The 13,495-nt window shown below is 66.6% G+C and carries 9 protein-coding genes and 1 pseudogene; 9 read left to right on the plus strand and 1 reads right to left on the minus strand.

Translation table 11 applies throughout. The features are described 5' to 3' along the window. The first annotated feature begins 308 nt into the window (after positions 1–308). From H3V53_RS20280 to H3V53_RS20320, 9 genes and pseudogenes are all read left to right on the plus strand, one after another. Complete coding sequence (locus tag H3V53_RS20280) at positions 309–1,814, plus strand: UbiD family decarboxylase (protein WP_336599483.1); 1,506 nt, start codon at positions 309–311, stop codon at positions 1,812–1,814. Next, the gene (locus H3V53_RS20285; RefSeq protein ID WP_336599484.1) at positions 1,807–2,439 is read left to right on the plus strand and encodes a UbiX family flavin prenyltransferase; all 633 of its coding nucleotides are present in this window, start codon (positions 1,807–1,809) and stop codon (positions 2,437–2,439) included. The genes H3V53_RS20280 and H3V53_RS20285 overlap by 8 nt, the downstream gene beginning before the upstream one ends. Next, positions 2,436–5,494: pseudogene (locus tag H3V53_RS20290) on the plus strand (xanthine dehydrogenase family protein molybdopterin-binding subunit). The gene H3V53_RS20285 and the pseudogene H3V53_RS20290 overlap by 4 nt, the downstream one beginning before the upstream one ends. After that, positions 5,491–6,312, plus strand: coding sequence for an FAD binding domain-containing protein (locus H3V53_RS20295; RefSeq protein WP_336599485.1), 822 nt, complete (start codon positions 5,491–5,493; stop codon positions 6,310–6,312). The pseudogene H3V53_RS20290 and the gene H3V53_RS20295 overlap by 4 nt, the downstream one beginning before the upstream one ends. Beyond that, positions 6,309–6,845: a (2Fe-2S)-binding protein gene (locus H3V53_RS20300; protein ID WP_336599486.1), complete on the plus strand. Its 537-nt coding sequence runs from the start codon at positions 6,309–6,311 to the stop codon at positions 6,843–6,845. Before H3V53_RS20295 ends, H3V53_RS20300 begins: the two co-directional genes overlap by 4 nt. Then, complete coding sequence (locus H3V53_RS20305; RefSeq protein WP_336599487.1) at positions 6,838–8,427, plus strand: AMP-binding protein; 1,590 nt, start codon at positions 6,838–6,840, stop codon at positions 8,425–8,427. The genes H3V53_RS20300 and H3V53_RS20305 overlap by 8 nt, the downstream gene beginning before the upstream one ends. Positions 8,428–8,432: 5 nt before the next feature. Beyond that, positions 8,433–9,239 (plus strand): enoyl-CoA hydratase/isomerase family protein, encoded by an 807-nt coding sequence (locus H3V53_RS20310; RefSeq protein ID WP_336599488.1) that lies wholly within the window; start codon positions 8,433–8,435, stop codon positions 9,237–9,239. Between the two features lie 33 nt (positions 9,240–9,272). Then, positions 9,273–10,997 carry a GMC family oxidoreductase gene (locus tag H3V53_RS20315; RefSeq protein ID WP_336599489.1) on the plus strand — a complete coding sequence of 575 codons (1,725 nt, stop codon included), beginning with the start codon at positions 9,273–9,275 and terminating at the stop codon, positions 10,995–10,997. Between the two features lie 160 nt (positions 10,998–11,157). Next, positions 11,158–12,543 (plus strand): MFS transporter, encoded by a 1,386-nt coding sequence (locus H3V53_RS20320; protein WP_336599501.1) that lies wholly within the window; start codon positions 11,158–11,160, stop codon positions 12,541–12,543. A 25-nt stretch (positions 12,544–12,568) separates the two neighbouring features. On the opposite strand, the gene H3V53_RS20325 is transcribed toward H3V53_RS20320, so the two are convergent. After that, positions 12,569–13,480 carry a LysR family transcriptional regulator gene (locus H3V53_RS20325; RefSeq protein ID WP_336599490.1) on the minus strand — a complete coding sequence of 304 codons (912 nt, stop codon included), beginning with the start codon at positions 13,478–13,480 and terminating at the stop codon, positions 12,569–12,571. Between the last annotated feature and the right edge of the window lie 15 nt (positions 13,481–13,495).

Raw genomic sequence — 13,495 nt, forward strand, 5'->3', positions numbered from 1 at the left:
GACACGTTACGCATAACGGGGTTATCACGCTGGCTAATGACAACTGCCGACGTCATCAGGCAAGGCCCGGCAGACCGGGCAGACGGGCGCAGGTGACCGCCTTGCGCACAGGGCGAGTCCTGCGTGCGTATTGATATCGCCCGGTCAGGCGGACGTCATCGGGGCTAACACGGATATCAGCAACGATGATTCAAAGCATCAAAAATCAGTATTAGAACTTATACCGTGTTGTCGCTACGCTTGCATCCATACCGTCGCGATTCCGTTTCTCGGGAACGCAGCGCCGGAGCACATGGATGGAGACGCAAATGAATACTCGCGACGCCGCAACACACGGCGCCTTTCCCCGTTCCCTTTCTTCGCAGGAACGTGCATGGGCCGAGCCTTCGGGTGCGCTGACGCTGCGCGGATGGCTCGCGCATCTCGCGCGCAGCGGGCGCCTCGCGACGATCGAGCAGCCCGTCGCACTGGAGCATGAGCTGGCCGCCGTCGCGAAGCGGCTCGACGGCACGCAAGCCGCGTTTTTCACGCAACCGGGCGGGCGCGACGTCCCCGTAGTCAGCGGCTTCATGTCGAAGCGCGCGTGGATTGCCGAAGCGCTGGGTGTCAAGGAACACGGCTTGCTCGCGCGCTTTCGCGATGCCGCCGATGCGCCCGTCGCGTCGCGGCTGGTCGCGCGCAGCGAAGCGCCCTGTCAGCAGGTCGTTCACACCAGCGGCATCGATCTGCACGCCCTGCTGCCCATTCCCACTCACAGCGAGCACGACAACGGCCCGTACATCACGGCAGGACTCGTGATTGCGCGCAACCCGCGAACGGGCGTGCAGAACGTGTCGATCAACCGCATTCAGGTGCACGGCCGCGACCGCATGGCGATCCTGCTGTTGCCGCGCCATCTGCATGCGTTCCAGAAGGCGGCCGAAGCCGCTGGTGACGCGCTCGACGTTGCCGTCGCGATCGGCGTCGATCCGCTGACGATGCTGGCGTCGCAAGCCATCACGCCCATCGATCACGACGAGCTGGAGATCGCGGGCGCCTTGCACGGCGCGCCGCTGCCCGTCGCGCAGTGCGTGACGAATGGCGTGCACGTGCCCGCCTTCGCGGAGATCGTGATCGAAGGACGCATTCTGCCCGACGTGCGCGAGCCCGAAGGTCCGTTCGGCGAATTTCCGAAGTACTACAGCGCGCGGGAAGCACGCGAAGTGATCGAGGTGACGGCCGTCACGCATCGGCACAACCCCATCTTCCATACGATCGTTCCCGCCGAAATGGAGCATCTGCTGCTCGGCGCGATTCCCCGCGAAGCGACGCTGCTCGCGCATCTGCAACGCAGCCATCCCGGCGTGAAGGACGTGCATCTGTCCGTGGGCGGCGTGTGCCGCTATCACCTGTGGGTGCAACTCGACAAAAAGCGCGAAGGCGAAGCGAAAAACGTGATTCTGTGCGCGTTCGGCGCGCACTACGACATCAAGCAGGTGGTCGTCGTCGATACGGATGTGGACGTGCATGATCCCGCCGAAATCGAATGGGCCATCGCCACGCGTTTCCAGGCCGATCGCGATCTCGTCGTGATCGGCGGCGCGCAAGGCTCGCCCCTCGATCCGTCGACGACGGTGGGCCAGCCCGACGATGCGCCTCCTCATCTGCAAGGTATCAGCACGAAGATGGGCCTCGACGCGACGCGCCCTGTCGTCTATCCGGCGCACGTGTTCACGCGCGTGCGCATTCCGGGTGAAGACAAGGTCGATCTGAACGCCCTCGTCGCCGCCGACAATGCGGCCTTCGACGCGTGGCTGGGACGCAACCATGACTGAACACGCCGCCAGCAAGCCGCGCATCGTCGTCGGCATATCGGGTGCAAGCGGCGCGATGATCGGCGTGCGGCTGCTCGCTGCGCTGCGCCGGCTCGGCACGCACGAAACCCATCTGATCGTGTCGGCGTCGGGCGCCGTCACGGCCGCGCAGGAACTCGGCCTCACGCGCAGCGATCTCGAAGGACTCGCCGATGTGACGCACAACGTGCGCGATATCGGCGCGACCGTCGCGAGCGGCTCGTTCCTCACGGCGGGCATGGTGGTCGTGCCGTGCTCGATGAAAACGCTGGCGGGCATCGCCAACGGTTTCGCCGACAACCTGCTCACGCGCGCCGCCGACGTGATGCTGAAGGAACGCCGCCGCCTCGTGCTCGTCGCGCGCGAAACGCCCCTGAACCTCGCGCATCTGCGCAACATGACGCTCGCCACCGAAATGGGCGCGATCGTGATGCCGCCCGTGCCCGCGTTCTACGCGCATCCGCAGACGATCGAAGACGTCGTCGATCACACGGTCGGCCGCATTCTCGATTTATTCGCCATCGAGCATCGCGAGATCGCGAAGCGCTGGAGCGGCCTCGCCGACTCGTTCGCAGGCCGCCGCGACGAAGAGGGAGCAGGCCGATGAACCAGCGCGACACGAATCTGGTCGAGGCCGTTGCGCCTGCTATCCCCGACGCGAGCGACCACGCGCAGGCGCGCACGGCGAAACACGTCGGCCGTCCGATGCAGCGGCTCGAAGACCCCGCCATCCTCACCGGGCGCGGCCGTTATGGCGACGACATCGCCGTGAAGCCGGGTACGCTGCACGCTGCCGTGCTGCGCTCGCCGCACGCGCACGCCGAACTCGTTTCGATCGACGCGAGCGCCGCGCTGAAGCTGCCCGGCGTGCGCGCCGTGCTGACCCGCGACGACCTGCGCCCATGGTCGCGGCCATTCGTGGTCGGCGTGAAATCGCCGATGGAGCAATGGGCGCTCGCGATGGACCGCGTGCGTTATGTCGGCGAACCCGTCGCCGTCGTAATGGCGGAGTCGCGCGCGCTCGCCGAAGACGCGCTCGACCTGATCAAGGTCGACTACACGCTGCTCGATCCCGTCACGTCGATTGACGCGTCGATGCGCGACGATGCGCCCGTGCTGCACGAGCGCGTCGGCACCAACGTGATCAGCGACCGGCACTTCCGCTACGGCGAGCCCGAGCAGGCATTCGAGCGCGCGCCGCATCGCGTGAAGCTGGTCGCGCACTATCCGCGCAACACGTGTGCGCCGATCGAATGCGGCGTGGTGATCGCCGAATATCTTTCCGGCGACGAAGGCTACGACGTGACGTCGAATTTCATGGGCCCGTTCTCGCTGCACGCCGTCATGGCCATGGCGCTGAACGTGCCCGCGAACCGGCTGCGTCACAAGGCGCCGCGCGATTCGGGCGGCAGCTTCGGCGTGAAGCAGGCCGTGTTTCCGTACGTCGTGCTGATGTGCCTCGCGTCGCGCAAGGCGAATGCGCCCGTGAAATGGGTCGAGGACCGGCTCGAACATCTGAGCGCGGCGACGTCGGCGACGGCGCGCCTGTCGACAATCGAGGCCGCCGTCGAAGACGATGGCCGCATCACCGCGCTTTCGTACGATCAGCTCGAAGACTGCGGCGGCTATCTGCGCGCGCCGGAACCCGCGACGTTCTACCGGATGCACGGCTGCCTCACGGGGGCCTACGCCATTCCCAACCTGCTCGTGCGCAACCGCGTCGTGCTGACCAACAAGACGCCGACGGGACTCGTGCGCGGCTTCGGCGGCCCGCAGGTGTATTTCGCGCTGGAACGGCTGGTGCAGCGCATCGCCATCGAATTGAAGCTCGACGTGCTCGACGTGTACCGCCGCAACTTCGTCCCCGCCGACGCGTTTCCGTATCGCGCGGCAGCCGGCGCGCTGCTTGACTCGGGCAACTATCAGGAAGCGTTGCGGCGCTCGCTGGCCGACGGCGGCTACGACGAACTCGTCGCGCGCCGCGACGCCGCGCGCCGCGCGGGCCGGCTCTATGGGATCGGCTTCGCGGCCATCGTCGAGCCGTCCGTGTCGAACATGGGCTACATCACCACCGTGATGCCCGCCGAAGCACGCAAGAAAGCCGGCGCCAAGAACGGCGCCATCGCCAGCGCGACCGTCAGCGTCGACCTGCTCGGCGGCGTGGTGGTAACGATCGCGTCGACGCCCGCAGGCCAAGGTCACATGACCGTGTGCGCGCAAGTGGTCGCCGATGTGCTCGGCCTCGATCCGAAAGACATCGTCGTCAACGTCGAGTTCGATACGCACAAAGATGCGTGGTCCGTTGCGTCAGGCAACTATTCGAGCCGTTTCGCAGGCGCGGTCGCGGGTACCGTGCATCTGGCCGCGGTGCGCGTGCGCGACAAGCTCGCGCGCATCGTCGCGCGCAATGGCAATGCGCGCCCGACGACGTGCGCTTCGAAGGCGCGCGCATCTTCCGCAAAGGCGAAGAAGAACGCGCGCTGCCATTCGCGCGCGCCGCGAGCAATGCGCCGCATTGGGCGCCCGCGCTGTTGCCCGAAGGCGAAGAGCCAGGCTTGCGCGAAACGGTGTTCTGGTCGCCGCCGCACATGGATGCGCCCGACGAGCAGGATCGCATCAACACGTCGGCGGCCTATGGTTTTGCGTTCGACATGTGCGGCGTTGAAATCGATCGCGCGACGGGCCACGTGCGGATCGACCGCTACGTGACGGCACACGACGCGGGCACGCTGCTGAACCCCGCGCTCGCCGACGGCCAGATTCGCGGCGCGTTTGCACAAGGGCTCGGCGCGGCGCTGCTCGAAGAATTTCGCTATGGCGCGGACGGCAGCTTCCAGTCGGGCACGCTGGCCGACTATCTGATGCCGACCACCTGCGAAGTGCCCGATCCCGTCATCGTGCATCTGGAAACGCCCTCGCCTTTCACGCCGCTCGGCGCGAAGGGACTCGGCGAAGGCAACAACATGAGCACGCCCCCGTGCATCGCAAATGCCGTCGCCGATGCGCTCGGTGTCGACGATATCCGCTTGCCGCTCACACCGTCGAAAGTGATGGCGCTGATCGGCATCGATGATCCCGAGCCGTCGCGGCCCGAGTACCGCGAAGCCGCCGCCTCGAAGCCCGCGGCGCCCGGCGGCGGACGCGCGCTCACCGCGCAAGGCACCGTCGATCTGCCCGCGACGCCCGAAGCCGTGTTCGCCGTGCTGCTCGATCCGACCGCGCTCGCCAAGGTGATTCCCGGCTGCCACGCGCTCGAAGCGACGGGGCCGAACCAGTATCGCGCGGACGTGACCGTCGGCGTGGGCATGATCAAGGCGCGCTTCGAGGCGCGCATCGGCTTGTCGGATATCGACGCGCCGCACCGGCTGCGTCTTGCCGGCGCGGGCATGTCGCCGCTTGGCAGCGCGCGCGGCAACGGCCTCGTCGAACTCACGCCGACGGGCACAGGCACGCGTCTGTCGTACGACTACGAAGCGCAGGTGTCGGGCAAGGTTGCCGCCGTCGGCGCACGCATGCTCGAGGGCGCGGCGAAGGTCGTGCTGCGGCAACTATTCGAATCGCTGGGACGCCAGGCGGCGGGCGAATCCGTCGCGACGGGCGGCGGCTCGCGGCTCGCGCGCCTGGCCCAGCGTCTGCTCGCGCATTTCAGGAGACACGCATGAAGCCCGCCGCATTCGATTACGTGCGCGCGATGCACACGCAAGACGCGCTCGACATGCTCGCGCAAGCGGGCGAGGACGCACGCGTATTGGCGGGCGGTCAGTCGCTCGTGGCCGTGCTGAACATGCGGCTCGCGCAGCCGCGCGTGCTCGTCGACGATCTCGCGCACCGACGACTGGACACGGTGCGCACTGATGGCGACGCGCAGCGTCTCGTCGTCGGCGCGGCGGCGACGCAAGGCAGCGTCGAATGGCGCGCGACGCTGCGCGACGAAGTCCCGCTGCTCGCACTCGCCTTTCCGCATATCTCGCACTTCCAGATCCGCAATCGCGGCACGGTGTGCGGATCGGTCGCGCATGCCGACCCAAGCGCGGAGATTCCGCTCGTGCTGACCGCGCTCGGCGGCGACGTGCTGCTGCGCTCGAAGAAGAAGCGGCGCGTGCTGCCCGCCAGCGACTTCTTTCAGGGAATGCTGATGACGGCCCGCGCACCCGACGAACTGGTCGAAGCCGTGCGTTTCCCGCTGAAGCAGCAAGGCGAGCGTTACGGCTTCGCGGAATGCTCGGCGCGTCACGGTGACTTCGCGATGGTCGCATGCGCGGCCGTCGTCACGGACGACACGATACGCATCGCCGTGGGCGGCGTGGCGGACAGGCCGAAGGTCGAAAGTTGGCCGCGCCTGCAAGGCGACGACCTGCGCGGCGCGTTGAACGATTTGAGCTGGAAACTGGGCGCGCAAGACGATGTGCATATCAGCGCGAAGTACCGCCGTCATCTGGTGCGAGAACTCGGATGGCGGGTGATCGAGGAGGCGAAGTGAGCAAGTCCACACCCTATCTGATGCAGCACGGCGAGCAGCACGCCGTCACGCTGACGCTCAATGGCCGCGAACGCAGCGGCCATTGCGAAACCCGCGAGCTGCTATCGGATTTCCTGCGTCACGAACTCGGCGCGACGGGCACGCATGTCGGCTGCGAGCATGGCGTCTGCGGTGCCTGCACCGTGCAGATCGACGGCGTCGCAGCGCGCTCGTGCCTGATGCTCGCGGTGCAGGCCGACGGCCGCCGCGTCGATACCGTCGAAGGGCTCGCGCCCGCGCAGACGCTCGGCGATCTGCAACAGGCTTTCGCGCGTCACCACGCGCTGCAATGCGGCTTCTGCACGGCGGGCATCCTGATGTCGTGCGCGGACTTTCTGCAGCGCGTGCCCGACCCAACGGAAGAACAGGTGCGCGAGATGCTGTCGGGGCACATCTGCCGCTGTACGGGCTATACGCCCATCGTCGCTGCCGTGCTCGACTGCGCCGCGCGGCGCCGCGAGCCGCTTACGAACGCGGAGGCCGAACATGCTTGATCTCGGCCGCACGTTCCTGCAAAGCGTCGAGCGCAGTCCGCACGCGCTCGCGCTCGTCGACGGCGAGTTTCGCGTCACCTACGCGCAATGGCACACGCTCATCCTGCAAACGGCCGACGGCCTGCGCGAACTCGGTCTCGCGCGCGGCGACCGGCTCCTCGTCGTGCTGCAAAACCGCTGGGAAATGGCGACGCTGCACTGGGCCTGCCAGTTTGCGGGCATCGTCATGGTGCCGCTGAACTGGCGCGCGAAGCCCGACGAACTCGATTACTGCGTGAGCGACGCGAACGTGAAGGCGATCGTCTACGAGCCCGTGAGCGCCGAGGCCGTGCTGCAAAGCCCGGCTGCGCAACACGTGCCGCGCATCGCGCTGGACGACGCGCCCGCGGGCACCGCGAGCATCGACGCGCTAACAGGCCGCGCCGGCAACCAAGCGGTGCAAACGCAGCCTCAAGCCACCGCCGACGACTACTCGCTGATCCTCTATACGTCGGGCACGACAGGCAAAGCGAAAGGCGTGCCGCGCCGGCATCGACACGAACGTGCGGCGGCGCTCGCGCATGTTGCGCAAAACCTCTACCGGCACGGCGAACGCACGCTCGGCGTGATGCCGCTCTATCACACGATGGGCGTGCGCTCGTTGCTGTCGATGGCGCTCGTCGATGGCCTGTTCGTCTGCGTGCGCCGCTGGAGCACGCGCATCGCACTCGATGCCATCGCGCAATACAAGCTGAGCTGCCTGTACCTCGTGCCCACGCTCTATCACGATCTGCTCGCCGATCGCGCATTCGCCGACACGGATACGTCTTCCGTCACGAAGCTCGGCTTTGCGGGCGCGCCGATGAACGACGGCCTGCTCAAGCGGCTGAGTGCGGCGTTCGAGCCGGAGTTGTTCGTCAATCACTACGGCTCATCTGAGGTCTACACGTTCAGCATCGACCAGCACGCGACGAAAAAGCCCGGCAGCGCCGGACGCGCGGGCATCAACACGCGGCTGCGCGTCGTAAAGCTCGACGCCCGTTCGCCCGACGACATCGCCGCCGTCCACGAAGAAGGCCAGATCATCGCGGACCTGCTCGGCGACGAGGCATTCGAAGGCTACTGGAACCGCCCCGATGCGAACGCGAAATCGCTGCGCGACGGCTGGTACTTCACGGGCGACACCGGCTTCTTCGACGAAGACGGCGACCTCTACGTATCGGGCCGCGTCGACGACATGATCATCAGCGGCGGCGAAAACATCTCACCCGTCGATATCGAGTCGGTGCTGTCGCTGCATCCGTGCGTCGACGAAGTCGCCGTTGCGGGTGTGAAGGACGACCGCTGGGGCCAGCGCGTGGTCGCGTTCGTCAAACGGCGCGAGTACGTCGACGGCAACACGCTCGATGCGTGGTGCCGCGCCTCCGATCTCGTCAACTTCAAGCGTCCGCGCGACTACGTGTTCGTCGACGACATTCCGAAGTCGCCCGTCGGCAAGATTCTGCGCCGCAAGCTGCAGGCAGGCGACTATCAGCGCGACGAACGCGGCCCGCTCGAACGCACCGAACCGTTGGCTCAACACATTGAAATCACCAAGGAGTAACACCCATGACTGACCTGACCCATCGCGGCCAGACGCTGCTTGAGAAGCTCGACGGCTTTTCGGTCGAGATCGACTCGCAGCGCGAACGCGCCGATATCGTGCTGGACCGCCCGCCGTTCAACGTGATTTCGATGCACGCGCGCGACCAGTTGCGCGCCGCATTCGAAGCGCTCGACGAAGACGATCGCGTGCGCGTGATCGTCGTGCGCGCCAAGGGCGAGCACTTTTCGAGCGGCGGCGATATCAAGGGCTTTCTCGAAGCGTCGCCGGAACATGTGTCGAAGCTCGCCTGGAACATCGCGGCGCCCGCGCGCTGCTCGAAGCCGGTGATTGCCGCCAACCGCGGCTTCTGCTTCGGCGTGGGCTTCGAGTTGTCGCTCGCGTGCGATTTCCGCATCGCCACGGAGACCACGTACTACGCGCTGCCCGAACAGAAGCTCGGCCAGATTCCCGGCTCTGGCGGCTCTGCGCGCCTGCAGCAGATGGTCGGCATCGGCCGCACGAAAGATATCGTGATGCGCTCGCGCCGCATTCCCGGCAAGCAGGCGTACGACTGGGGCATCGCTGTCGAATGCGTCGCCGATGCCGAACTGGAAGCGACGACGGATGCGCTCGTCGACGAGTTGCGCGCGTTCTCGCCGCTCGCGCAGCGCACCGCGAAGAAGCTGCTCAACGACACGGAAGATGCACCGCTGTCGATCGCGATCGAACTCGAAGGCCACTGCTACAGCCGCCTGCGCACCTCCGACGATTTCCGCGAAGGCGTCGAAGCGTTTCACGGCAAGCGCAAGCCCGTCTTTCGCGGTCGCTAACACAAACACACGACAAAGGTCTGGAGACCGTTCATGGAACGCTTCGATTACGTGATCGTCGGTGGCGGATCGGCGGGATGCGTGCTTGCGCATCGGCTGTCGGCCGTGCCGTCGCTGCGCGTCGCGTTGATCGAAGCGGGCGTCGATACGCCGCCGGGCGACGTGCCCAGCGAGATTCTCGACAGCTATCCGATGCCCGTGTTCTGCGGCGACGCGTACATCTGGCCCGAGCTGAAGGCGCAGGCGACGCGCGGCGCGCCCGCGCGCGTCTATGAGCAAGGCAAGGTGATGGGCGGCGGGTCGAGCATCAACGTGCAATCGGCCAATCGCGGCTTGCCGCGCGACTACGACGAATGGGCGCAAAACGGCGCGGCGGGCTGGAGCTGGAACGACGTGCTGCCGTGGTTCCGCAAGCTCGAACGCGATGTGAATTTCCCCGACAGCGAACTGCACGGGCGCGACGGGTTCGTGCCGATTCGCCGGATCATGCCGGAAGACTGGCCGCCCTTTTGCCACGCGTTTGCGCAAGGCTTGCGCGCGCAAGGGCTGGCGATGCTGCACGACCAGAACGCCGAGTTCGACGACGGCTTTTTTCCCGGCGCGTTTTCGAATCTCGACGACAGGCGCGTGTCGACCGCGGCCGCCTATCTCGACGAAGCGACCCGCAAGCGCGGCAACTTGCGCATCTTCGCCGGCATGCGCGTGGAGCGCATCGTGATGGACGGCGCGGCTGCGCAGGGCGTCGTGGCCATCGCGCCCAGCGGCGAGCGCGTCACGTTCGAAGCCGATGAAGTCATTCTGAGCGCGGGCGCGCTGCAATCGCCTGCGATGCTGCTGCGTGCCGGCATCGGTTCGCGGCAGGAACTCGAAGCGCTCGGCATCGGGTGCCGGATCGATCTGCCCGGCGTCGGACGCAATCTGCAGGATCATCCGTCGCTCACGTTCTGCCATTTTCTCGCCCCGCGCTTTCGCATGCCGCTGTCGCGGCGGCGCGCGAGCATGGTCGCGGCGCGCATGAGTTCGGGCGTGGACGGCGAAGCGTCGGACCTGTATCTGTCGAGCGCGACGCGCGCCGCATGGCACGCGCTCGGCAACCGGCTGGGGCTGTTCTTTCTCTGGTGCAACCGGCCTCATTCGCGAGGCCGCGTGCAGCTCGCATCGCCCGATGCGGCGGTTGCGCCGCGCGTCGAACTGAATCTGCTCGACGATCCGCGCGACCTCGAACGGCTCGCGGCAGGCGTGCGGATGCTGGCGCGCGTGATCGGCTCGACCGGGCTTGGCAGCGATGCGCGGGACTTCTTTCCCGCCGCGTTTTCACCGCGCGTGAAGGCATTGAGCCGCGTCGGACGCGGCAATGCGTGGCTGACGTCGATGCTCGGCGTGCTGCTCGATACGCCCGCGCCGCTGCGGCGCGCGCTGATCCAGCGATTTTTCACGCGCGGCCAGCGCATGTCCGCGCTGCTCGCCGACGAGCGCGCGCTCGCGGAGTTTATCCGCGCGAACGTGTTCGGCGTGTGGCACGCGAGCGGCACGTGCCGGATGGGCGACGCCTGCCTGCCCGACAGCGTGACGGATACGCAAGGCCGCGTGCATGGCGCGCGCGGGCTGCGCGTGGTCGACGCATCGCTGATGCCGCGCTTGCCGTCGGCCAACACCAACATTCCCACCATCATGATCGCCGAGAAGATTGCCGACGCGATGGTGACGCAGCGACGCGCAAGCGGCGCAGCACACGCGGCGCCGCTTGTCTCGACGTAGCGACGCTGCATGAAGACGCGCCTGCCGCCGGCGGGCGCGCACAGATCAGGAATATCGACGAACCGTTTTATTAACGCCAATCAGAGCACGCCAGCAACAGGTGCCAATCTTGCCGGACTGGTCGGGAGAGCAGACCGGCATCCATTCAAGGAGATGAATGATGTCCGTAGCAGCGCAAAATGGCGCCGCCGTGCCCGCTATCGATCAGCGGCAGGTGATGGGCGCAGTGTTCGCTTCATGCCTCGGCTGGGCACTCGATCTGTTCGACCTGTTCGTGCTGTTGTACGTCGCGCCAGTCGTCGGGCGGCTGTTCTTTCCGTCCGATCACGCGATGCTGTCGCTTGCGGCTGTCTACGCGTCGTTCGCGGTCACGCTGCTGATGCGCCCGCTAGGCTCCGCGTTGTTCGGCTCGTATGCCGACCGCCACGGACGCAAGGGCGCGATGATCTTCGCCGTGGTCGGCGTCGGCATATCGACGGCGACTTTCGGCCTGCTGCCGACCGTGCATCAGATCGGCCTCGCCGCGCCCGTCGTGTTTCTTCTGCTGCGGCTCGTGCAGGGCGTGTTCGTCGGCGGCGTGGTTGCGTCGACGCATACCATCGGCACCGAATCCGTCGCGCCGAAATATCGCGGCGCGGTGTCGGGTCTGATCGGCGGCGGCGGCGCGGGAATGGGCGCGCTGCTCGCATCGCTGACCTTCCTGTTGATGTCGTCGCTCTTTCCCGGCGATGCGTTCGAGGTGTGGGGCTGGCGCTGCATGTTCTTCACGGGAATCATCAGTTCGGTGCTCGGCCTGTTCGTCTTCAACAGCCTCGAAGAGTCGCCGTTGTGGCGCAAGCTGGCTGCCGAGAAGGCCGCCAAAGCCGCCAAGGCCGCTGTCGAGCAGCGCAACGCGCCCGTCGAGATCGTCCGCTCGCCGCTGCGCACGCTGTTTTCGCGCGATTACCGCTCGGTCCTGTTCGTCAATCTGCTGCTCACCATCGGCGGCGGCAGCGGCTATTACCTGACGTCGGGTTATCTGCCCACCTTCCTGAAAGTGGTGAGCCACGCGCCCAACGGCGCGGCCGCTGCGATCCTGATGATCTGCAGCATCGCAGTGGTGATCGCGTCGGTGGCGGCGGGCCATCTGAGCACATTCATCGGCCGCAAGACGGCTTTCGTGTGGCTCGGGCTGATACGCCTCGTCGCGCTGCCGGGACTGTTCCTGCTGCTGCCGACCGCGCAGAACCTCACGACGCTCGGCATCTACGCGGTATTGTTGAGCGCGCTGGGCAGCGCCGGCTACGCGCCGATCCTGATCTTCCTCAACGAACGCTTCCCGACGGCGATCCGCGCGACAGGCACGGGCCTGTCATGGAACATCGGCTTCGCGATCGGCGGCATGATGCCGACGTTCGTGTCGCTGGTCGCGAAGGAAACGAGCCAGTTGCCCGTCATGCTCGCGATCTTTGTCGGCGCAATCAGCGTGATCTTCCTGATCGGCGCGTTCATCGTGCCCGAGACGCGCGGGCGTCTCGATCAACCCGCCGCGCGCAACGACGGTTGACGCGGGAAAAAAACGCTGCCGCGCGCTAGGCGTCGGCGGCGCTCTTCGTGACCTGCCGGATCTCGTCGGCAATGATGTCGATCAGCGCCTGCGCGACGGGCCCAATGGGGCGCTTCGGGTGCGAGACCTGAACGATGTGCCGCAGAATGGGCGGCTTCGCGATGCGGTGCGCGCGCAGCGTGCCTTCGTCGACCTTGCGCTGCACGACGACGCGCGGCAGGATCGTCGCCACGCAGCTCTGCTCGACGAACTGCACGATGGTGCTCAGCAGATCGATCTCGAAGGTCGGCTTGATGACGATGTCGGCGGCCAGCAGCGCGGCATCGAGCGCGCCGCGCAGACCGTTGCGGCGCGTCGGCAGCACCAGTTCCACGTCGGGCGGCGCCGACAGGTCGATGGTCGGCGGCAATTGCACGTTGCATTTCGCGCCTATCGTGTACACCATCTCCTCGACCAGCAGCGGCTGCATGTCGAGCGACAGCCGGCCGCGCGGCTTGTTGACGATTGCGGCATCGAGACGCCCTGCCTGCACGCCGTCGATCAATTGCGCGCTGAAGCCGTCGGCCACCGACACCTCGACTTGCGGAAAGAGCGCGTTGAACCGGGCGAGCGACTCGGCGAGCACGCTTTCCGTCTCCGATGCCACCATGCCGAGCGACACGCGGCCCGTGACGATCATGTCCTGACGGCTCAATTGCACGCGCGCGTGCTCGATGTCGCGCATGATCGGCGTGTAGAGGCGATACATCAGACGCGCAGCGTCGGTGGGTGTCATGCCGTGCGGACCGCGTTCGAACAGCGGGCGCCCCACTTCCGCTTCCAGCTTCGCGATCTGCATGCTGAGCGCGGGTTGCACGATGTTCAGACGCTTGGCCGCGCGCGTCACGGAGCCGTCCTCGAACAGCGCGATGAAGTACTGGATTTGCTTGAGGTCCATGCGGCGACAGGACAG

Source organism: Paraburkholderia bengalensis (assembly GCF_037126505.1).
Taxonomy (GTDB): domain Bacteria; phylum Pseudomonadota; class Gammaproteobacteria; order Burkholderiales; family Burkholderiaceae; genus Paraburkholderia; species Paraburkholderia bengalensis.